We start from the raw sequence: 21,139 nt of genomic DNA on the forward strand, positions 1-21,139 counted from the left end.
ACAGAGGCATTTAACCAGCGCTCAGAGCTACAGCAGATAGAAGACTTAAGCCAAACCACCACCCAACTGCAACAGCATGTTTCTGCACTTCCTCCCTACTTTGACACCAGCAATCTGAAGCAAGAAATTCAACAGATCAGAGCAGAACTCCAATCCCTACGCCAACAGGTACAATCCTCAACCCCTCCTGCCGAAACAGTCAACGGTGGTCAAACCGGGTTAGCGCACCCAAAGCTTAATGGCAAACTCGCCAGACTCCCGCAACTGTTCAAGAGTTTCGCTCAGATGCAGCACCAGTTGGTAGAGCTACAGCGCTTAACTGCTAAAAGCGATCGCACAACTGTGCCCCCGCAAGAGCAGTTGTCTGAACTATCCCCAATAACGCATCGGGTTGCTTCCTCAAACGGAACGCAATTGACAACCAGTCTGAAAAATCAACGCTTGAGTGTAGAACCACTCATGGCGATGGCTGAGGCTCGTGGCATTGGCAAAGAATTTCAGATGGTGATACAAGCAGCCAAGAAACACCATCTTACACTGAATCCGTGGCCTACTAACCTGATGATTAGTCCTGCGGCTCACTTGCTATGTACTGCGCGAAGAAATTCCTCTCAATGCCTGTTTATCATTTCGGGACAGCCTGCGATGGATGGAAAAGTCCGACTCTGGGTATCAACGCATGCGATCGCTGAATTTTATCCGGTTAGGCAACAAACTGTCACATCCCTCCTGGGATTTGATGGGTGGCGCGACATGGATAAGGCACAGATAGAGGAGTTCGTCGCTAGTCTGAATCGGTTATTTGAAGAAGCCAGCGTTTAAATCAAACCAGGCAAAGTTGAGAAGCCTGGACTTTAATTAGCGCTATGAACCACATAGCAATAGTTTCAGCCTTCCGAAATTCCCCCGCTAAGGGGAGTTCGGCTTAAAGTTTCCGTTACCCATAATTTTGAGTGTTGCTGCTTTGATGCTGGGGCTTGGGGCTGTTGCAAATAGGGTCTAACCCGCTCTAGCGGGAGCACCCCGGTATACGCACCGCAGTAATAGATACTCATAACTGCGATGAGCGCCCAGTGGTTCGGCGGCACATCCTTAAAGGGGTTTGGCAACGAATCTGCTCGGTCTTGAGAAGAGGCTTGCAGAACTTGATCTCCACTTGGCTGGGCTTGTGCAGAGGGCGTTACCGGCTGCACGGTTTCGGTATTTTGAGCTTTGACGGGCATCGCGAACCAGGCTGTGGCTAGCAGTGCACCTGTGGCAAGGATTCTCAGTTTCATCGCGTCAGACCAACAACTAATATTGATTCCGGCTGCGCCGGAATGACTGGAGTTTAGACACCCTCAAATTACCTTGTTCATTAAGACGTTCAACTCTCATGAGTAACAGTGGGCGTGTAGCAGCCTTGCGAAAATGCAAATTTTGCCATAAGGTAACACGCACCCATTGTAGTTTCGGGTCATTTACCTCTAACACAGATGCTGCCTCACTCCATGTTGTGGGTTCATTGAGTTTGAATTTAGACCCATGTTTCTTGGGTCGTCCCTTACCCGAATAAGCTTCTGGTTCGCCCCATAAACAAAGATTAGACCGCAATCGTACCAGAATATCTGCTCCTAAGAAGAGCAGTTTTTAACACAAAAGGGGCGCAACCATACTCACTGTCCCAAACTGATATCGGTCTAACAGGTAGATGCTTACATACCTGTTTGAGTTGCCAAACCGCTTTTTCAATTGGACTTTCCCCACTTGTGATCCGTTCATGTCTCAAAGGTAGTGCCGCGCTCGTTTTAGTACAAAATAACTATTTTTTGGCGATTGCCCAAGGGGTACTGCGCTGCGCGCAATCGCCTATTTTTAGTCTAAACACCAGTAATTAATTGAAAATTGTTGTAAACCACAGATGGACACAAGATTTACACAGATATTTATCTGTGTAGCCTACGGCACGGCTTACGCCTACATCTGTGGTTCAAAAATTCATAAATCGTATTTTTGCAAGAAGTCTAATGTTGTCGATAGGTAGGCATATTGATCTGTATTGAAGTCAGCAAAAGCCTGCTGACGAGTTGCGCGTCAATCAAGGTACTCCACAGCCGACTCAAAAGCGATTAATGATATTAAACATTTTCTCAGGAGCAGAACGTAAGTTACTTGCTAAACCAATGACAATTTCAACCTGGTCTTCACTTATACCTTTAAGAGTTGCCTCAGCAACCTCCACAGGTGAAATGACTACGTTTTCTTGTTCTCGGTTTTCTCTTGCACTCCTGTCTAACTCTGTATCAACAATAGGTGGGGCTACTTCAAAGACTTGAATTGATGTATTTCGCAATTGATGCCTTAAAGATTGACTGAATGAATGCAAACCTGCTTTTGTTGCACAATAGATAGGAACAACCGCAAGCGGTGTGAATGCTAAACCAGAGGTAATATTTACAATTGCCGATTCTCTCTGCTTGATTAAGTGAGGTATAAACATTGTGGATAGATGAATTGGAGCTTTTAAGTTGATGTTTATCTCATCTTCTCCCGATAAATCTACTGCTCCTTTTGTCAAATCGACTTCTTTTTGAATCCCTGCATTGTTTATCAATATGTTTAAATTTGGGAATGTATTGGTAGCCCATTCAAATAAGTTTTCTCTGGCGCTGTCTTTTGAAACATCGCAGTTCATGACATGAAGCGAAGGAAGCTTTGTCTTTGCTTCTTGTAATTTTTTCTCTCTTCTTCCGCAGATAATTACCTTGTTGCCTTCTCTTAGGAAAGCCTCTGCTAAGGCTAATCCGATTCCCGTTGCTCCACCTGTAATGAGGATAGTATTATCTGTGGTTTTCATTGTTATTAGAATGATGTGATGACCAAGACATGACATTCCCAGGGTAGTCTCTACTTGCTAGACGGTGGTAATACAATTCCTGGATAAAATGGTAAATAACTCGGATTAATTCTTAAGCTGCTTCTGATTACGAAATTGCAGCGGTGTCAACCCAACATATTTTTTGAAGAACTTGCCAAAGTTCGTGGGTTCGTCAAATTGTAAGTTATGGCAAATGTCAGCAATATCTAATTCCGTATGAGTTAAAAGGCTCTTAGCCTCCAACAGAATACGTTCAACGATAAAGCTACGGGCTGTCTTACCTGTGGCTTGCTTTATGACTTCGTTTAGGTGATTAGAGGTAATGCCTAACAAACTTGCGTATTCCTCAACTGTCTTTTTCTGTAAATAAAATTTATTAATGAGTTGCTGATACTGGTTTAAGATGATGAGGCTACGGGGTTGGTCTTTTGCTTGGGCTGTATATTTTTCATAAAGTGATTTGCAATAATAAAGTAGAGCCAGTACCAACGATTGAGTGATATGGGTTTTGTATGAATTTGTACCTCTAAACTCTGCCCAAATCATTTGAAAGTAGCCTAGTAGCTTTTCTGATTCCGCTTGTTTAGGCTCGAAGAGATTGCTTTCCGTAACGTTGAAGAAGGGAAACTCGCTCAAAATATCGCAGGATAAAAATTCATCTTTGAAGTAAAAGACAAAGCCTTTGGTGTTTGAGTCTCTTTGCCAAGAATAGATATGATAGGGTGAACTGAATACAAGACAGTCTCGTCTGTTTTCAAATTTGTCAGCATTGATAAAAACAGATGAGTTACTTGGGCTTTTCTTGAAGCTCACATGATAAAAGCCTTTTCGGTAGGGCGGCAGCGCTTTTACTGCTTCTACCTCTAAGTCCTCTAATCTGAGAATATCAAACAAATTACAAACTGCTCTATGTCGAGAATTTGTAGCTTTATATAGTTCATTAATTTCCTGAAAAAAGTGGATTTCTTTTTGTGCTTTCAATCTTGCTCTTGTCTTGTTGGCTAGGTTGTAGTTGCAATCTCTCAATTTTATCCACGGGTGATCGCTTCGTCTAAAACTGGTATCAATGTTTAAGCGCGCAGTAAGTTAAAATTGTGTTAAGCTGTTGTGCCTTTAATTTGCACAATCTGGGCGGGCAGGATGCCCACCCCACAACAATTTCATTTAAATATAGTATGCAAATTATAGGATTTTCAGCTTATTGACGCTTGCTTTATCTCCAAAGAAATTAGTAACATGGAGAATAACTTCTGCATTGAGCTTTTAGAGACTCAATCGAGTTTGGCTTGCTTTTTTACGCTTGATTGGGTTCATCCAAACTTCCAGAAAAGAGAAAAATTGAGATGAAGCTAAAGTGAGAACCAAATAAACTAAGGCAACTGCGGTGTAAATCTCGAAAGCCCGATAAGTATTAGCGACAATTAATTGACCGCGTCGGAATAATTCCTCAAAGCCGATGACTGCTACAAGACTGGTGTCTTTGAGCAGGGTAATAAATTCATTTCCGAGTGGTGGAATCATGCGACGCAACGCTTGGGGAAAGATGATGTAGCGCATGATCTGCATTCCACTCATACCCAGCGAGTTTGCGGCTTCTGCTTGTCCTGGTTCAATCGATTGAATTCCAGCGCGAACGATTTCGCCTATATATGCAGCAGCGTTGAGGCTCAAAGCAACAACCGCAGCAACTAAACGGTCAAAGCGCAGGGGTATGCCAATGCTTTGAGCCAGTGCTGGCAAGCCGAAGTAAATCATAAAAATCTGCACGAGCAGAGGTGTACCGCGAAAGAAATCGATGTAAGCGCGAGTTGCCCATCTCAGAGGCAAAATTGGCGAAAGTCGGGCAATTGCTATCAACGAGCCGCCAACCATGCCAAAAACAACGGAAAATGCGGCAATTTCAAGTGTTATGACAGTGCCAAGCAGTAAATCTGGCAGGGCGTTGAGAATGATAGTTAGACTTTGAATCATTATGGAGTGGTGGGGAGGTGGGGTGATGGGGTGATGAGGAAGAGACTTCTAATGCGTGAATGCGGCGGCGTGAATTGATTCTCCCCAGTCCTCATGAGGAACCTGGCACACTTTCTGGCAGTTTTACAGGTTCTGAAGCGAACCACTTTTTGTAAATTTGAGCGTAGGTACCATCTGAAATTATCTTTGTCAAAGCTGTGTTGATGGCGTTGAGGTTGGGAGAGTTTTTCGGCAGGGCAAAGCCATAATATTCTTCGGTAACTAGTTCGCCAACTACCTTTATACCTTTGATGTTACCAGTCTTGATAGCTTCTTGAATCGCGGGAGCATCATGAATGGCTGCATCCACATTCCCATTTGCTAGTTCTTGGAAAGTTAAAGGGGCTGAGTCGAATTCCCGCACTTCGGCACCTGAAATGCTTCTGGCTTTTTTAGCTCCTGTTGTACCAATTTGGGCGGCAATTTTTTTGCCTTTTAAACTATCTAAGTTGGTAATAGTTGCGTTGTCTTGGCGGACTGCGATCGCCAACCCTGCTTTAAAATAAGGTCGAGAAAAGGATATTGTCTGGGCGCGTTCGGGTGTTATCGTCATAGCAGCGACGGCTGCATCTACAGTATTTGCCTGTAGTGCGGGAATCATGCCATCAAAAGGCATAGTCTGGAATTCAATTGTCATTCCAGCTACTTTTGCGACTGCTTTGATCACGTCAATGTCAAAACCCACAATTTCATTTCCCGTTCCTTTAAATACAAAGGGCGGAAAGGTTCCGTCTGTGGCAACCTTGATGGTTTTACCTGCTGTAGCTGTTTGTTGAGAATTTCCGTTCTTAGAGGAACTGCTAGTATTGCTGGTTGAGTCACAAGCTGACAAAATGATAGCTGCACCAAAACCCGCTAAAAAATGTTTAATGAAATGCGATCGCCTAATTTTTTGCTCGAACATTGTTTTTTTCCGGATAAATAATTGCTAACACAGATGAGATTTTCAAAGAATCATCTTTTCAGGTACTACAGAAGGGAGTAATAAGTTCCTATCAAGTGTAGAAAATTTTTTATTTTTTGTATTTTATGCTATCAATGACATGAAAAACTAAATATATTAAATACGTACTAGCTTAACTTTTGTTTTTTCTCATTCCCGGCTGTTCAGGTATAATTAACTATAGTGCAATAAACATGGGAAATGGACAATTCCACCCCTGCAATTATCTTTAAAGACATTGAAAAGAGCTATGGTTCCCTAAAAGTGCTCAAGGGAATCACCGGCGAAATCAAACGAGGAGAAGTCGTAGCAGTCATTGGTGCCTCTGGTTGTGGCAAAAGTACTCTGCTGCGCTGCTTCAACCGCTTGGAAAATATAGATTGTGGGCGTTTAGTCGTCAATGGTATTGATTTATCGCAACCTAGTTTCACCAACAGGCAACTACGAGAACTACGAACACAAGTAGGCATGGTTTTCCAGCAGTTTAACCTGTTTCCTCATCTGAGCGTACTAGAAAACCTCACACTTGCTCCACGTAAAGTGCTGGGGAAATCTGCGAAAGAAAGTACACAACTGGCAGGATTTTATCTCGAAAAAGTTGGACTTTTTGACAAAGCATCTGCCTATCCAGAACAACTTTCGGGTGGACAAAAGCAACGGGCAGCTATTGCCCGCAGCTTGTGTATGAACCCCCAGGTTATGCTTTTTGATGAACCAACCAGCGCCCTAGATCCGGAACTTGTTGGTGAAGTGTTGCAAGTCATGCAGCAACTAGCAGCAGAAGGTATGACGATGGTAGTTGTCACTCATGAAATGCAATTTGCCCGTGAAGTGGCACATCGGGTTATGTTTTTGGATCAAGGTGTTGTGGTAGAACAAGGTCCGGCTGCCAAAGTTATCTCTAATCCAGAAAGCGATCGCCTACGTACTTTTCTCAGTCGTCTCAATGGCACAGAGTTCGGAATTAAAAGTTAGCAATAAACAATAAAGCTAAAAAACATCCCCCATTTGGGTGAACCTTTTGGGTGAGGCGCTGACACATCGCCTCTTGTAGTATGTTTGTAGTTTTTTCGTGCTAGGCAGTAGATGCTATGACTTCTCAATTTGAATACAGCCAGATTGCTAATCAAGAGGACATTGCCCGGTTAGGGAATATCCTCGAGCATTGAACCCTCCCCGCTCTAAAGAGACGGGGAATCACGCCACATCCCTGTCTGACTTTTCGCTCGTTATAGCTATCTGGTCAGAAGTTAGTAGCTCGCTGGAAACCCACTCTGAGGGCGAATCAGACGACCTGCTTTCAGACGTGCTTACTTGCTTGCGGGTTAAATAACGTTGCCATGCCTCCAACAAGACTGGTTCCAGCCCCGGATACTCGTTAAGAACATCCTGCAATGACAACTTATCCTGATTTACGTACTTACTCAAAAACGCGCTAAACAAATCACGATGATGTTCTGGGATACCTGTTACATCGCGGTGAACTCGTTCTGACAGAGACTTCTTGAAGCGCGTTCCGTCCAAATGAGTTTGGCTTAACGCTGTTTTTGAAGTAGAGAACTTGGTGAATGAACCTCCGGCTCTCTCAGCCTTGAGCTTCAATTCAGATTGCACAAATCCTGGGGATTTAGCAGATATGGCTTTTCCATACATTTTCTGCCATCCCTTCACACTGACATTTTCAGTTTTAATATGCTTACCATGCCGCAAAATCTGGTTAACAACACGACGATTCTGAGTTTTAGCGTACGCAGTTTTTCTGCGTTCTAGTTCGCGTTTCTTGGCGGCAGCTTTGAAGTAGTTGTTGGACTTGTTCCATTGAGCCTTACCTTTTTTGACCCTCCCTTTCTTGATAACGATTTTGCGACCCTTCCTTGCCTTGAAGTTCGGTTCAAAGTTGTTTGAGTTGCTAGCACGTTGAGAACGCTGCATCTTTCTTTGCAGCGCTGCTATCTCTTTTTGAAATGTAGGTACATTCTCAGCAAAGGGTAACAAATCAGCGTGGTTGTCGCCAACAAAAGCAATGTTATTGATGTTAAGGTCTAGACCAACAACACCGTCAGAAACATAATTCCGAGGCTTTTGATAAGGCAATCCTTCATTAACTAGTTGGCAATACCAACGACGTTTACCATTCAAGATACGCCACAACAAGCGGACATACTTAACAGGAGATTCCAGTCCATGCCGAATGACCGGATTGGTTGAGTCAATGATTGGTTTTAGTATAAGTTTGCCCCATGCCAAGCAATCATCTTTCCATCTCAATCCCTGCTTGTTGGTTTTACCTTCCACTGAACGAAAACGACTAGATACCTTGTACCGTACACCTGACGACACATTCAACATAACTCTTTCACTCGTCTTGAATGCTCGTGTAGCTAGTTTCTGTTGAGTATTGGAATCTATTTTTTCAGCTATCCACTTAGAATTCTTACTTGTTATAGTAGCGAAAGTGTGTAAGTCATACTCGGAGTATCTGTACTGCTCTCGCGCTTTCTTAAAAGCTTCACTACGTTCTTTCTTCTTAGTTCTAGAAATTTTCCTAGCAGCATTATATAACTCGGAGTTGCGAACTAACTCTAATCGCTTCATTGCTTCATGTAAGCAGGCATTGTATAGCTGTCTTCCTGCTTGGAAGCGAGACAGCAATTCTATTTCTTGTCTACTATCTACGATTAACGGTATTTCAGTTATGAACGATGAAGTTGTACTCCGAGTCAATTAAATCACCTCCTGTTTTTGTTACTGTCTGCTTGTCATCTACACTAACTCTGATTATCATAGATGTCAATAGATTGCGGCTATATACAATGAAGGATTCTGCAAGAGAATATCGACATAACAATCATTCTGTAGGCTCAGCCACTGTTCATCTTGTCTGGATACCAAAACGACGAAAGAAAGTGCTTGTGGGCGATGTTAAAATCCGTCTCAGTCAAATCATTACTGAGGTTGCAAATGAAAAAGAATGGATTATCAAAGCACTGGAGATAGCACCAGACCATGTTCATGTTTTGGTGGAGCATGATCCAAGCACACCGATTAATTCAGTAGTTAAAGCTTTTAAGGGACGTAGTTCGCGCTACCTACGTCAAGAATTCCCTCATTTACTTAAAATTCCTGCACTGTGGACGCATTCTTATTTTTATGACACCACGGGTAAAGTAAGCACTGCGAGAATTCAGGAATATATTAATGACCCTCATCACACCTGACGGCAGATGAATCTGCCGTGTCGCATTTCCGCCCCGATATAAATAACGTGAATCCATCAATTCATTTTATTTCTTGATAGATTCACTTCGGGGCTACCATGCTCCCGCGTGAATCACCGTGTTTTCTCATGTCGCCGGGTGAGAGTGAAATCTTCTTCAACCACCTCGGCTTAGAAAACTTCCGTATCATCCGTCAAGGTGAGCAAATTGCTGGTGGACTAGCGGCTATCCCAATGGGTCAATGGTGGGGCACTCAGCGCGTACCTATGACGGGAATAGCAGTAGTAGGCATTGCTCCAGAATATCGTGGAAGTGGAGCAGCATTAGCTATGATGCAGCACGTTGTTAAGGAACTTTATGCGAAGGGAGTACCCATTTCCGCTCTCTATCCAGCAACTCAACGGCTATACCGAAAAGCAGGCTATGAGCAGGGGGGTTTCTCTTGTATTTGGGAAGTTCCTACTGAAAGCATCCTAGTGAAGGAAAAGCCGCTACCTGTTTGCGATGTTCCTAGTAATCATGAAATCTTTCATCAACTCTATCAGCATCAGGCAAAACTCAATAATGGACTTTTAGACCGACACCAAGGTCTTTGGCAGCACATATTTAGACCAGATGCGAATGAAGCGGTCTACGCCTATCTTATTGGTTGTAAAGACCAACCCCAAGGCTACATCATCTTCACCCAGGAGCAAAACCAAGATGGCTCTTCTATACAACTGAGGGATTGGACAGTTCTCACAACCGCTGCTGCACAGAGTTTCTGGACTTTTTTTGCCAATCATCGCTCCCAAATTAAATATGTGCGATGGAGAGGATCTGCTAACGACTCCCTAGCTTTGCTCCTGCCAGAACAAACTGCCAAGCAAAAATTTGCCAGGCGTTGGATGCTGCGCGTGATTAATGTAAGTACAGCATTGGAAAAGCGCGGTTATTCACAAGGAATTCAAGCCCAACTGCACTTGGAAATTCGAGATGATCTGCTTGCTGAAAACAATGGGAGATTCATTCTGTCTGTTGCGAATGGACGCGGTGAAGTCACAAGCGGCGGAAAGGGCGAGATGAAGCTAGACATTAAAGGATTGGCACCTCTGTACACGGGCTTATTTACCCCACAGCAGTTGCAGCTTGCAGGACATCTCGATGCTACAGAAACAGCTATGTCAGCCGCAACTCAAATATTTGCTGGCGCATCTCCCTGGATGGCTGATTTCTTTTAAGGTTGTGTTCTTTTTAAGTTCATCCGTTAACAACAGCATGGGAGTCACCCTCATGCTGTTGTTAACAGAGTGTCAATAATAACCGCAGGGTATCTCGAAAAATCAAAGCTGGTGGCGAGCGTGGTGTGAGATCATGGAGACAGTCAACGACAGTCAACGAAGTCTGAACAGAATGGAACAACATCCGAACTCAACGGTCGTGATCACAGGCGCATCCTCAGGGGTCGGTTTGTACGCCGCGAAAGCACTTTCCCAAAGGGGATGGCATGTGGTGATGGCTTGTCGGGATTTAGCAAAGGCCCAAAAAGCTGCCCAAACAGTGGGAATGTCCCAGGACAGCTACACGCTCATGCATATCGACTTAGCTTCTTTAGAGAGTGTTCGACAGTTTGTCAAGGACTTCAGAGCAAGCGGAAAGTCCTTGGACGCTTTGGTGTGCAACGCCGCAATTTATATGCCTTTACTAAAGGAGCCGTTGCGATCGCCTGAAGGATATGAGTTGAGCGTTGCCACAAATCACCTCGGTCATTTCCTCCTGTGTAACCTTATGCTTGAAGACCTGAAGCACTCATCCTCTTCCGATCCGAGGCTGGTGATTTTGGGAACCGTGACGCACAATCCAGATGAGCTTGGCGGCAAGATTCCGCCGCGTCCGGACTTAGGAAATCTGGATGGCTTTGCAGCAGGATTTAAAGAGCCAATCTCGATGATTGATGGCAAGAAGTTTGAACCAGTCAAGGCTTACAAAGATAGCAAAGTCTGCAATGTACTCACCATGCGAGAGCTGCATCGACGCTATCACGAATCCACCGGGATTACCTTCACCTCTCTCTATCCGGGGTGTGTTGCAGAAACGCCACTATTCCGCAATCACTATCCCCTGTTTCAGAAACTCTTCCCAAAATTCCAAAAGTACATCACCGGGGGGTACGTGTCTCAGGAATTGGCTGGCGAGCGAGTCGCAGTGGTGGTAGCCGATCCCGAGTACAAACAATCCGGTGCTTATTGGAGCTGGGGGAATCGACAGAAGAAAAATGGTAAGTCCTTTGTTCAAAAGGTCTCTCCTCAAGCCCGCGATGATGAAAAAGGCGATCGCATGTGGGAACTAAGCGCCAAGCTGGTTGGACTTGCATAACGAACTAGGACAGGGCGTTACCAATCGGTGGAGCGATCGCTTTATCGATCAATCCATCGATTGCTGGTATAACGTTAAGTCCACAAAGGTTGTCGGTCTGTCTTCCAGATGAGAGTGAGAAGACCAAAATTTCCGGTAAGCCAACCTGCCCTACTACAGACTATAAACTTTTATTTGAGCGTGTTTTCGAGATTCTGGTTTCGCCTTCACCACAATCTGCACATCACAACCTAAAGCATTCAAAAATCGGAAAAGCCGTTCTGTTGAAAAACCTGATAGTTTTCCGCTCATCAGGACAGAAATCTTAGGTTGATCCACTCCTAAAAGTTCAGCCGCTTCAATTTGAGTCATGTCCTGTTTCGTGATGATTTCGCTAATTTGACGTGCAAGTTCTGCTTTAACAAGTAGCTCATCAGGATTAGCTAGACCTAAATCTGCAAAAACATTACCACTACTTGCTTTGACGTTGATTTCCTCAGTCATTTTTCTCTTCCTTTTGCTTGGCGCTATAGTTCTGCGCGTGATGCTCTTTATAAGTTATGCATTTATTACCCGAAGTAGAAACATTGCAAATCCCCTTGTTATCCTACCTGTAGACCGTTGAGGAAACAAAGCAATGTTGAAAGTTTTTGCTGACCGGGGTGGTACATTTACCGATTTGGTTGCGGTGACTGACGATCGCGCAATTATAGATGGACTCTCAAGACATCCTGTAGGACGAAATCCGTTACGTTTTTTAATTGTTCCCCTACCTAAGGAGCAATGGATTATAGTCTATAAATTACTTTCAGAAAATCCCGAACAGTATCAAGATGCAGTTATCCAAGGTATTCGCGATATCATCGGTCTTTCAGGCAACGAACCCATTCCAACTGAAGCAATAGAAGTGGTCAAAATGGGGACAACAGTAGCAACAAATGCACTGTTAGAAAGGAAAGGGGATAGAGTCGCACTTGTGATTACGAAAGGGTTTAAAGATGCACTTTTGATTGGCTATCAAAACCGTCCTAACATCTTTGCCCGTCATATCATTTTACCAACCATGCTTTACGAGCAGGTGATTGAGGTTTCAGAACGCTATGATGCTAACGGTCAGGAATTAATCCCGGTAAATATTGAACAAGTCAAAAATGACTTACAAGCAGTTTACAACACAGGAATTCGCTCTTGTGCCATTGTTTTTATGCACAGCGATCGCTATCCTCAGCATGAACAACAAGTCGCTCAACTCGCCCAAGAAATAGGATTTACGCAAATCTCCGTATCGCATCAAGTGAGTCCTTTAATGAAACTCGTTAGCCGAGGAGATACAACAGTTGTCGATGCTTATTTAACTCCAATTTTGCGTCGCTATGTCAACCAAGTAGCCAGTCAGTTACCTGGAGTCAGATTAATGTTCATGAAATCTGACGGCGGTTTAGTTGCAGCCGAACAATTTCAAGGAAAAGATAGTATTTTGAGTGGTCCGGCTGGGGGAATTGTCGGCGCAGTACAAACCAGCAAAAGGGCGGGTTTTGAGTTAGTCATTACCTTTGATATGGGAGGGACAAGTACAGATGTCGCCCATTTTAAAGGACAGTATGAACGACAATTAGATTCGGAGATTGCAGGGGCGCGGATGCGAGTCCCCGTATTAGCTATTAATACGATTGCTGCTGGAGGCGGTTCAATTCTATTTTTTGATGGTTCTCGTTATCGTGTCGGACCGGAATCTGCTGGATCAAATCCTGGTCCTGCTTGTTACCGACGTGGCGGACCATTAACAGTTACTGATGCCAATGTTATGTTAGGCAAAATTCATCCTCAGTATTTTCCTTCTGTTTTTGGATTAGATGGTAATTTGCCTTTAGATAAAGATATTGTCATTGATAAATTTACACAATTAGCTCAAGAGATTGAAGCTGTCACAGGAAATAGCCGTACGAACGTACAAGTCGCAGCTGGATTTATTGCGATCGCTGTGGAGAATATGGCAAACGCAATCAAAAAAATTAGCCTACAACGGGGTTATGATGTCACCCAATATGTGCTTTGTTGTTTTGGAGGCGCAGGAGGGCAAGTTGCTTGTTTAATTGCTGATACTTTGGGGATGAAAAAGATATTTCTTCACCCTTATGCTGGAGTTCTTTCTGCTTATGGAATGGGATTAGCTGATGTCCGGGCAATTAGAGAAGGGGGAGTAGAAAAGCCTTTAACTCAAGCATTAATTCCTCAACTAGTGCAGTTAATGGAATCTTTAGAAACCCAAGCGAGAAGTGAACTACCCTCCCTTAGTAAGGGGGGACAGAGGGAGGTGCCCGATAGGGCGGGTGGGGTTGAACCAAGTACTGAAGAGGAAGTCGTCCGAAAAGTGAATTTAAAATATGAAGGTACAAACTCTACCTTGACAGTTGATTTTGCCTCAGATGTGGCAGTAATGCGACAAGAATTTGAGGTTGAACACAAATCTCGTTATGGTTTCATTCAATTAGAGAAAAGCTTAATTGTTGAATCAGCCTCGGTGGAAGTTATTCAGAAGATGGATACTCCTGAAGAACCCTTAATAACTCGTACTCGTTCCATAGATGAAGTCCCCACGCCTGTTGAAACAGTACAGATGTTTACTGCTGAACAGTGGCATGATACTCCAGTTTATCAAAGGGAAGATTTACAACCGCAAGATAGGATTAGTGGATCTGCCATCATTGTAGAAAAAATTAGTACGATTGTGGTTGAGCCTGGCTGGGAAGTCACATTAACTGAACGTAATCATTTAATTTTACAACGTCTATAAAATTGTAACAATAGGGTTAACAATAAGCGAAGATTTTAACAAGAATAGTATGTACAAATTTGCGGCGGCTTGGGAAAGTGAACCGATTGTGTTTGGTTGTGCAAGACCTGGATACAGTAGTGAGAAGGTGAACCAGTGGATTGAGTTTATGCGCAGTCAAAACATTAAGCGCGTTTGCTGTTTACTTCCACATACTCAGCTAACTCGTTATTCAGATTTGCTTGGAGTTTACCGACAGATATTTGGGCTGGATCAGGTTTGTTGGGCACCAATTGAAGATTTTCAATTGGCTGATCGTGAAACTTTAATCCAGCAAATTTTGCCGTTTTTGGCAGCTGCAAATCAGCGAAGCGAGAAAGTAGTGGTTCACTGTTCTGGTGGGATTGGACGTACGGGACATGTCTTAGCTGCCTGGTTAGTCAGTGGACGACACCTCTCTAACCAAGCAGCGATTTCAGCAGTTAAACGAACTGGAAAAAATCCCTATGAAGCAGCAATTGCTGCTGTCCTGAAAGGTCGAAATCCTTGGAAAGTTATTGCGGAACTCAATGCACTTCTAGATGATTGTCGTCGTGCTGGAGAAACGTTGGTTTAGCTTGTAGGTTGGGTTGACATTAGGAAACTTAACACCAGCATTGACCAAATGATTTCTACTCCTCGTCCTCTTTGTCTTCCAAACTTGCTTTCTCGCATCCCAACCAAAAGAGTAAGACTTGCTCTACATCCGCTAGTTATTAGTATGTCAAACTTCCCAATTTCCGTAGCAGTTTTGCATGAGGAATCGTAATAATGTTCTGTACGTCAAATGCTCCTGCCCGAAGAAAATTGACTTTGATTTCTACCTCAAATCTTGAACCCCGTAAAGTAGTTGTGTGAGGAATCAGAGTCGCTAACGCACCGTCTTCCTCTGTAGCAGGAATGCTGATAACTAGGCATGGTCTAACTTTTGCTGCGTAGCCCAAATCGACAAGCCAAATTTCTCCCCGTTCCGGACTACTTATAACCAGATTCTTGCTTGTCTAACTCTAAAAAAAGTTCTTCAGCATTCCAGACTAAATCCTCATCTGACAACGGCGGAAAGTCTAAATGAATAACCCGTTTCAAAATCTCTAAAACAATTTCCAACCTTTCTGGTTCACTCAGGCTATCAAAAGTACTCAGAAGTTCTTCTCCTAAAGCAGTCATAGCTACTTTCCTCAGATACCCTCACAGCATTAAGATACATTTTAATATTCTAGCTAGTATCAGATTGTGAGTGCGATACGCTGGACACGATAAACTTCACTTATCACAACATAAACAAGTAGTAAATGACAGATGTAGTAGTTTTTTAAAAGGTCAAGGGCTAGAGTTTACATAACGGGCTTGATATGCCTTCTACTTCTCATAAACAAATAGGAATCAAAAATGTATACAATATCTCAACCCGACCCCGTCCGCTTAGAAATATTCAAAAACCTCTATCAATTTATCGCCGAACAAATGGGGATTGTTCTTCAAAATACGGCAGCATCAGTGAATATCAAAGAACGCCTAGATTTTTCATGCGCTATTTTTGACGCTTCTGGATTATTAGTTGCTAATGCCCCTCACATTCCTGTACATTTAGGCTCAATGAGTGAAAGTGTCCGGAGTTTAATTCATGATAAAAGCGACACGCTAAAACCCGGAAATGTGTATTTATCTAACAACCCTTATAATGGGGGAACGCATCTTCCTGATGTGACTGCGATTACCCCTGTTTTTGACGAAGACGGAAAACAAATTATTTTCTATGTTGCTTCTCGTGGACACCAAGCTGATATCGGTGGAATTACTCCGGGTTCAATGCCTCCCCACAGTACCACAATAGAAGAGGAAGGAATTCTCTTTGATAATTTTCTCTTGGTTGAAGAGGGAAATTTTCAGGAAACCGCAGTCCGCGAGTTACTTTTAAATCATACTTATCCTGCTCGTAACCCTGACCAAAATATAGCAGATTTCAAGGCACAAATTGCCGCCAATGAAAGAGGAGTTCAAGAACTGCGTAAAATGGTTAAGCAATACGGACTTGAGACTGTCCAAGCTTATATGAAATTTGTGCAGGTTAATGCTGAGGAGTCAGTCAGGAAGGCAATTGATGTTCTCAGTGATGGGTCATTTATTTATGAAATGGATAATAAGGCACGAATTCAAGTTAAAGTGAATATTGACCGAGAAACTCGCAGTGCTACCATTGATTTTACTGGGACTTCTAAACAACTCAATAGTAACTTCAATGCTCCCAAAGCCGTTACTCAAGCAGCAGTCTTGTATGTCTTCCGGACTCTGGTTGATGATAATATTCCCCTGAATGCCGGGTGTCTAAAGCCTCTAGAAATTATTATTCCTGAAGGTTGTATGCTTAACCCAACCTATCCGGCAGCAGTTGTAGCGGGTAATGTAGAGACTTCTCAAATTATTGTCGATGCTTTGTATGGTGCTTTGGGTGTGATGGCTGCTTCTCAAGGGACAATGAATAATTTTACCTTTGGTAATGAGCGGTATCAATATTATGAAACCATCTGCGGCGGTTCTGGGGCAGGGGTTAATTTTGATGGTACCGATGCAGTACAAACCCACATGACTAACTCCCGCTTGACCGACCCAGAAGTTTTAGAAACGCGTTATCCTGTACAAGTAGAAAGCTTTTGTCTTCGTCCTGGTAGCGGGGGCAAAGGAAAACATTGCGGTGGCAATGGGGTTATCCGCCGCATCCGGTTTTTAGAAGCCATGACAGCTAATATTCTCTCTAATCATCGGTTTGTTCCTCCCTTTGGATTAAATGGTGGAGAAGCCGGACTTGTAGGACGCAACTGGATAGAACGTCAGGATGGAACCCAAGAAAATTTAGACGAACCTGCAACAGTGGAGATGAAACCTGGGGATGTTTTTGTAATAGAAACTCCTGGGGGAGGAGGATTTGGTAAAGTCTCCTGAGTTTTGAATCAACAGATGTGATGGTGATACCGAGTTGCGTTCATGACTTACACCCTTCGGGTATCTCCTGAGCCTACGGCACGGCTGCGCCGTTCGCGTAGCGTCTTTGAAGGAGATACGGAGACGCTGCGCGTTGGCGGAGCCTGCGCTTTGCGCTTACGCCAGTCGCCTGCGGAGGGAGATCCCAACGGGAGAGCCAGTTGCCTAGGTCGGGAAACCCTCCTGCAGCACTGGTCTCACCTCCTGTAGCGCTGGTCTCACCTCCTGCAGCACTGGTCTCACCTCACCCCAATAAAGCTGCGCTTTATTTCCCCTCTCCTTGCTAAGGAGAGGGGTTAGGGGTGAGGTTTTGATCTGCAACTTAGTATGAGTTTTCTTCTTCTGGGCTTGTTAGTCATCTTGCCTCGAATTGCTGCAAATAAAACTACTCCCCCAGAAGTAAGATAATTTTTAGCACAGTGCAGCTATTTGATATATTGAAAGTGGGGATTCCACCTACTTGATGTACTCTTTGAAGTTTTGTATTTGAATTTCAAAACAAGAAAAAACATCAAAAATATCTCTATATTGAGAGGCGAAGATATCAATTAATTCTGGAGTGCCCGCACAACGACTACAGATCACGCCTCGTTAAATAAAATCTCCTTGCACAGTTAAACAATGAACAACTTATTTGGTCATTGGATCAGCGCCTTCAGAAAGAATTCGCTGTGGCTGGTTCTCTCTATGTTGCTGCCAACACTTGGGTTTGGCAATTCTGCCATAGCAGCAGAGCGAATTTATGCGTCATATTCAGCTTTTGAGCGTTCTATCTCTGTCAACGCTTTGGAAAAGTACGCTAGAAACGGTGTCCTTGACGACGACTTGGCACTTTATAGGCAATATCTGAAAAAAGAACAGCTTCAGCAGTTGCGCCATGCGTTACTGAGTCCGATTAAGGTAAATCCCGTCGCGGTGTCGCAATTTCTTTATACACCACAAGGAGAATTTCTGCTGCAACGGTTGGGAGAAGTGATTAAAACCGAATCTCGTCAACCAAAAGTAGGACTTCATGCCTTACGAGGGGCGCTTATTTTAGCCTCCACTGAACCAGGAGGCTTAACGTTATTGAATTTGTTGCGTAAGTATCCCAGTTCTGGAATTTATGTAGATTTGTCAAGAATTTTGAAAATGGCTGCGGAACTAGAAAAACTGGTTAATGAAACAAATCGAGCTGTTACAACAGTTTCTCAAAAGTCAAATGTCGAAGCAGCCACCATCAGGCTACCGCTAAACTCCCAATTGCTAGATTTACGCCGTAAAGGACGGTTCATATCCCAAAAACAGACGCTGAAGTTTTTCGATTCACTACGCAAACGGTTTTTGTTGACTGATGTTTACCTTCCCAACGTTCAAAGTCAGGTTCCTGTGATCATCATTTCTCACGGTTTGGGTTCAGACAGCAGTAACTTTGAATATTTAGGCAATCACTTAGCTTCTCACGGGTTTGCTGTTGTCGTTCCCAATCATCCTGGGAGTGACACCAAACAATTGCGATCGCTCTTCAATGGAAGTACAAGTGAAGTTGCACAAGCGGATGAATTTAAGAACCGACCTCTCGATGTAAAATATATTCTTGATCAGCTCCAAGAACTTAGCAGAACGGATGCACGTTTTAAAGGTCGGCTTAACCTGCAAAAAGTCGGAGTGTTTGGTCAATCCTTCGGTGGCTACACAGCTTTAGCCTTGGCGGGTGCAAAGATTAACTTTGGACAACTCCAAAAAGACTGTCAACCAAAGGCACTCAAAGATACTTGGAATCTCTCTTTACTGCTTCAATGTCATGCACTCGAATTGCGTAGCAACAACCCTAAGGAATATCAGTTTCGGGATGAGAGAATCAAAGCGATCATTGCGGTGAACCCAATGACTAGTAGTATCTTTGGAGAAGCTGGTTTAAGCCAAATTCAAACTCCAGTCATGATTGTCGCCAGCAGCGATGATACCATCGCGCCAGCTTTATACGAACAACTTTTGCCTTTCTCTTGGATAAAGAATTCACAAAAGTATCTAGCAGTACTTCGGCGTGCAACCCACTTTTCCATTATTGGTAATGGTAAGGGTAGCGCCCAACAAGTATCTTTACCTTCGGAGGTGGTTGGGTATAATCCAAGTCTTGCACAACGTTACATGAACGTTTTGAGTCTGCCTTTCTTTGAAACTTACGTCACACGAACGCCTGGATACGCTACCTACCTCAACGCCGCCTACGCTAAAGTTATTTCTGGTCGCTCAGGTGGTTTGAGTCTCGTTCAATCCTTGACGCGCACCGAGTTAGCACAAGCGAAGAGATGAGAAATCAACCTCTTACAAAAGTCAATTGTATGAAAATTAAACCACAGATGGACACAGATGGACACAGATGAATTATCTGTGTGCAATGCTTTGTGCATCTGCGGTTATAATTCATAACTTACGGTTCCTGACGCGCACTGAGTTAGCACAAGCAAAGAAATGATGAGTAACGCTCTTGCAAAAGTCAATTGCTATGAAAATGAAACCACAGATGGACACAGATGGACACAGATGAATTATCTGCGTGCATCTACTTCGGCGTCCATCTGCGGTTATAATTCATAACTTACGGTTCCTGATGCGCATTAAGTTAGCACAAGCAAAGAAATGATGAGTAACGCTCTTGCAAAAGTCAATTGCTATGAAAATGAAACCACAGATGGACACAGATGGACACAGATGAATTATCTGCGTGCATCTACTTCGGCGTCCATCTGCGGTTATAGTTTATAGCTTATATGCAAGGTTTCCTCAATCTCAACAAACCATTTGGCTGGACTTCCCACGACTGCGTAGCAAAAACACGCAAACTTTTGCGCCTGAAACGCGTGGGACACGCTGGAACTTTAGATCCAGCAGCCACCGGAGTGTTACCTATCGCTGTTGGTAAAGCAACTCGCTTGTTGCAGTATCTTCCTGGAGAAAAAGCTTACAAAGCGACAATTCGCTTGGGTGTGCGTACCACAACCGATGATTTGGAAGGCGAAATCATCGCCTCGCAACCTTGCACTGGGTTGAGTTTAGACGCGGTGAAATCGGCATTACAACAATTTGTCGGCAAAATCGAGCAAATTCCTCCAATTTACAGCGCCATTCAAGTCCAAGGCAAACGCCTGTACGATTTGGCACGTAAAGGGGAAGATGTAGAAGTACCAGTACGGACAGTCGAAGTTTTTGAAATTGAAATTTTGGACTGGCGTGAAGAGGAGTTTCCCGAATTGGATGTGGCGATCGCCTGTGGTGCGGGGACATATATTCGGGCGATCGCCCGTGATTTAGGGACAATCTTAGAAACTGGTGGAACTCTCGCTGCTTTAATACGAACACAAAGCAGTGGGTTTCACTTAACAGATAGCATCACCTTGACCGACTTGGAAGCGAGGGTGCAAGCTGGGACATTTCAACCCACTCCCCCCGATGCAGCCTTACAGCATCTTCCTTTTATTACCTTAAGCGCAACTCAAGCACAGAAATGGTGTCAAGGTCAGCGCATTTGTGTTACTCTCAATGTTGTAGAAATCTTACGAGTTTACGATGAAGATGGGCGCTTTTTGGGAATCGCTAAACTGGTAAATTTAGATAAGCAGCAGCTACTCATTCCTGAAATGGTGTTCGAGCCTATTTGAATTATCTACCCTTGTAACAGTATTGCGCTAGCAAAAGCCATTTCTGGAGTAACTCCTTATACATTGCCAGTGTTTTTATATATGCATTTGTGGCGTCTATATGTGCCTGTACAGCCTCTTCGTATAATAAACTGACTTGAGGATTTTGCTGTTGTGAAGTTTTCATGACTGTAATAAGTTGTGAAGAGTGTGCGTAGTGCTGTAGGAATTTATTGTATTCTTCAATGAACTGCTCGTATTCTTCAAAGCTTTTATCCATAACTCTCCAGTAGATGAATTTCTTTGCAAGCGGGCAAAACTAGCGTAGCTAGTTTTGCCCGCCAATATATCTATTTTTGGAATTAA

At 43.6% G+C, this 21,139-nt stretch carries 19 protein-coding genes and 2 pseudogenes; 11 read left to right on the top strand and 10 right to left on the bottom strand.

Annotation, left to right across the window (positions count from 1 at the left end):
• A partial coding sequence (locus tag ACM0OZ_RS43225) for a hypothetical protein (RefSeq protein ID WP_414589052.1) occupies window positions 1-822 on the top strand: 822 nt, incomplete at its 5' end.
• 65 nt (window positions 823-887) lie between these two features.
• On the opposite strand, the gene ACM0OZ_RS43230 is transcribed toward ACM0OZ_RS43225, so the two are convergent.
• The 5 genes and pseudogenes from ACM0OZ_RS43230 to ACM0OZ_RS43250 all read right to left on the bottom strand — a co-directional run bounded on the left by ACM0OZ_RS43230 (window position 888) and on the right by ACM0OZ_RS43250 (window position 5,771).
• Window positions 888-1,277: an S-layer protein gene (locus ACM0OZ_RS43230; protein WP_414589053.1), complete on the bottom strand. Its 390-nt coding sequence runs from the start codon at window positions 1,275-1,277 to the stop codon at window positions 888-890.
• A 16-nt stretch (window positions 1,278-1,293) separates the two neighbouring features.
• Window positions 1,294-1,593: a hypothetical protein gene (locus ACM0OZ_RS43235; protein ID WP_414589055.1), complete on the bottom strand. Its 300-nt coding sequence runs from the start codon at window positions 1,591-1,593 to the stop codon at window positions 1,294-1,296.
• A gap of 505 nt (window positions 1,594-2,098) precedes the next feature.
• On the bottom strand, window positions 2,099-2,836 hold the full coding sequence (locus ACM0OZ_RS43240) for an SDR family oxidoreductase (protein ID WP_414589056.1): 738 nt from the start codon (window positions 2,834-2,836) through the stop codon (window positions 2,099-2,101).
• Window positions 2,837-2,941: 105 nt separating this feature from the next.
• Entirely contained in the window at window positions 2,942-3,838 is an 897-nt protein-coding gene (locus ACM0OZ_RS43245) for a helix-turn-helix domain-containing protein (protein WP_414589057.1), read from the bottom strand.
• Between the two features lie 282 nt (window positions 3,839-4,120).
• Window positions 4,121-5,771, bottom strand: a pseudogene (locus tag ACM0OZ_RS43250) (ABC transporter permease subunit).
• 240 nt (window positions 5,772-6,011) lie between these two features.
• Here ACM0OZ_RS43250 and ACM0OZ_RS43255 point away from each other — a divergent pair.
• Complete coding sequence (locus tag ACM0OZ_RS43255) at window positions 6,012-6,785, top strand: amino acid ABC transporter ATP-binding protein (protein WP_414589058.1); 774 nt, start codon at window positions 6,012-6,014, stop codon at window positions 6,783-6,785.
• Window positions 6,786-7,007: 222 nt separating this feature from the next.
• Here ACM0OZ_RS43255 and ACM0OZ_RS43260 read toward each other — a convergent pair whose 3' ends face one another.
• Window positions 7,008-8,534: an RNA-guided endonuclease TnpB family protein gene (locus ACM0OZ_RS43260; RefSeq protein WP_414589059.1), complete on the bottom strand. Its 1,527-nt coding sequence runs from the start codon at window positions 8,532-8,534 to the stop codon at window positions 7,008-7,010.
• Window positions 8,535-8,623: 89 nt separating this feature from the next.
• On the opposite strand from ACM0OZ_RS43260, the gene tnpA reads away from it, so the two are divergent.
• The 3 genes and pseudogenes from tnpA (at window position 8,624) to ACM0OZ_RS43275 (ending at window position 11,383) form a co-directional block, all read left to right on the top strand.
• A complete protein-coding gene (tnpA, locus tag ACM0OZ_RS43265; protein WP_414589069.1) occupies window positions 8,624-9,028 on the top strand; it encodes an IS200/IS605 family transposase in 405 nt (134 codons plus the stop codon).
• Window positions 9,029-9,147: 119 nt separating this feature from the next.
• Window positions 9,148-10,248: pseudogene (eis, locus tag ACM0OZ_RS43270) on the top strand (enhanced intracellular survival protein Eis); the annotation flags it as partial.
• A gap of 172 nt (window positions 10,249-10,420) precedes the next feature.
• Window positions 10,421-11,383, top strand: coding sequence for a protochlorophyllide reductase (locus ACM0OZ_RS43275; protein WP_414589070.1), 963 nt, complete (start codon window positions 10,421-10,423; stop codon window positions 11,381-11,383).
• Window positions 11,384-11,536: 153 nt separating this feature from the next.
• On the opposite strand, the gene ACM0OZ_RS43280 is transcribed toward ACM0OZ_RS43275, so the two are convergent.
• Entirely contained in the window at window positions 11,537-11,866 is a 330-nt protein-coding gene (locus ACM0OZ_RS43280) for a helix-turn-helix domain-containing protein (RefSeq protein WP_414589060.1), read from the bottom strand.
• Window positions 11,867-11,999: 133 nt separating this feature from the next.
• Here ACM0OZ_RS43280 and ACM0OZ_RS43285 point away from each other — a divergent pair, with 133 nt between their 5' ends.
• A complete protein-coding gene (locus ACM0OZ_RS43285) occupies window positions 12,000-14,156 on the top strand; it encodes a hydantoinase/oxoprolinase family protein (protein ID WP_414589061.1) in 2,157 nt (718 codons plus the stop codon).
• A 49-nt stretch (window positions 14,157-14,205) separates the two neighbouring features.
• Window positions 14,206-14,751 (top strand): dual specificity protein phosphatase family protein, encoded by a 546-nt coding sequence (locus ACM0OZ_RS43290; RefSeq protein WP_414589062.1) that lies wholly within the window; start codon window positions 14,206-14,208, stop codon window positions 14,749-14,751.
• Between the two features lie 139 nt (window positions 14,752-14,890).
• On the opposite strand, the gene ACM0OZ_RS43295 is transcribed toward ACM0OZ_RS43290, so the two are convergent.
• Both ACM0OZ_RS43295 and ACM0OZ_RS43300 read right to left on the bottom strand, forming a co-directional pair.
• The gene (locus ACM0OZ_RS43295) at window positions 14,891-15,163 is read right to left on the bottom strand and encodes a type II toxin-antitoxin system PemK/MazF family toxin (RefSeq protein ID WP_414589071.1); all 273 of its coding nucleotides are present in this window, start codon (window positions 15,161-15,163) and stop codon (window positions 14,891-14,893) included.
• Entirely contained in the window at window positions 15,150-15,341 is a 192-nt protein-coding gene (locus ACM0OZ_RS43300) for a hypothetical protein (protein WP_414589063.1), read from the bottom strand. Before ACM0OZ_RS43300 ends, ACM0OZ_RS43295 begins: the two co-directional genes overlap by 14 nt.
• A gap of 222 nt (window positions 15,342-15,563) precedes the next feature.
• On the opposite strand from ACM0OZ_RS43300, the gene ACM0OZ_RS43305 reads away from it, so the two are divergent.
• From ACM0OZ_RS43305 to truB, 4 genes are all read left to right on the top strand, one after another.
• On the top strand, window positions 15,564-17,114 hold the full coding sequence (locus tag ACM0OZ_RS43305; RefSeq protein ID WP_414589064.1) for a hydantoinase B/oxoprolinase family protein: 1,551 nt from the start codon (window positions 15,564-15,566) through the stop codon (window positions 17,112-17,114).
• A gap of 42 nt (window positions 17,115-17,156) precedes the next feature.
• A complete protein-coding gene (locus tag ACM0OZ_RS43310; RefSeq protein ID WP_414589065.1) occupies window positions 17,157-17,363 on the top strand; it encodes a hypothetical protein in 207 nt (68 codons plus the stop codon).
• A 411-nt stretch (window positions 17,364-17,774) separates the two neighbouring features.
• The gene (locus ACM0OZ_RS43315) at window positions 17,775-19,448 is read left to right on the top strand and encodes an alpha/beta hydrolase (protein ID WP_414589066.1); all 1,674 of its coding nucleotides are present in this window, start codon (window positions 17,775-17,777) and stop codon (window positions 19,446-19,448) included.
• 458 nt (window positions 19,449-19,906) lie between these two features.
• Entirely contained in the window at window positions 19,907-20,794 is an 888-nt protein-coding gene (gene truB, locus ACM0OZ_RS43320; protein WP_414589067.1) for a tRNA pseudouridine(55) synthase TruB, read from the top strand.
• A 1-nt stretch (window position 20,795) separates the two neighbouring features.
• Here truB and ACM0OZ_RS43325 read toward each other — a convergent pair whose 3' ends face one another.
• Window positions 20,796-21,053, bottom strand: coding sequence for a hypothetical protein (locus ACM0OZ_RS43325; protein WP_414589068.1), 258 nt, complete (start codon window positions 21,051-21,053; stop codon window positions 20,796-20,798).
• Window positions 21,054-21,139: the final 86 nt, after the last annotated feature.

The organism is Scytonema sp. PCC 10023 (genome assembly GCF_963920835.1).
Lineage (GTDB): Bacteria > Cyanobacteriota > Cyanobacteriia > Cyanobacteriales > Nostocaceae > Kalymmatonema.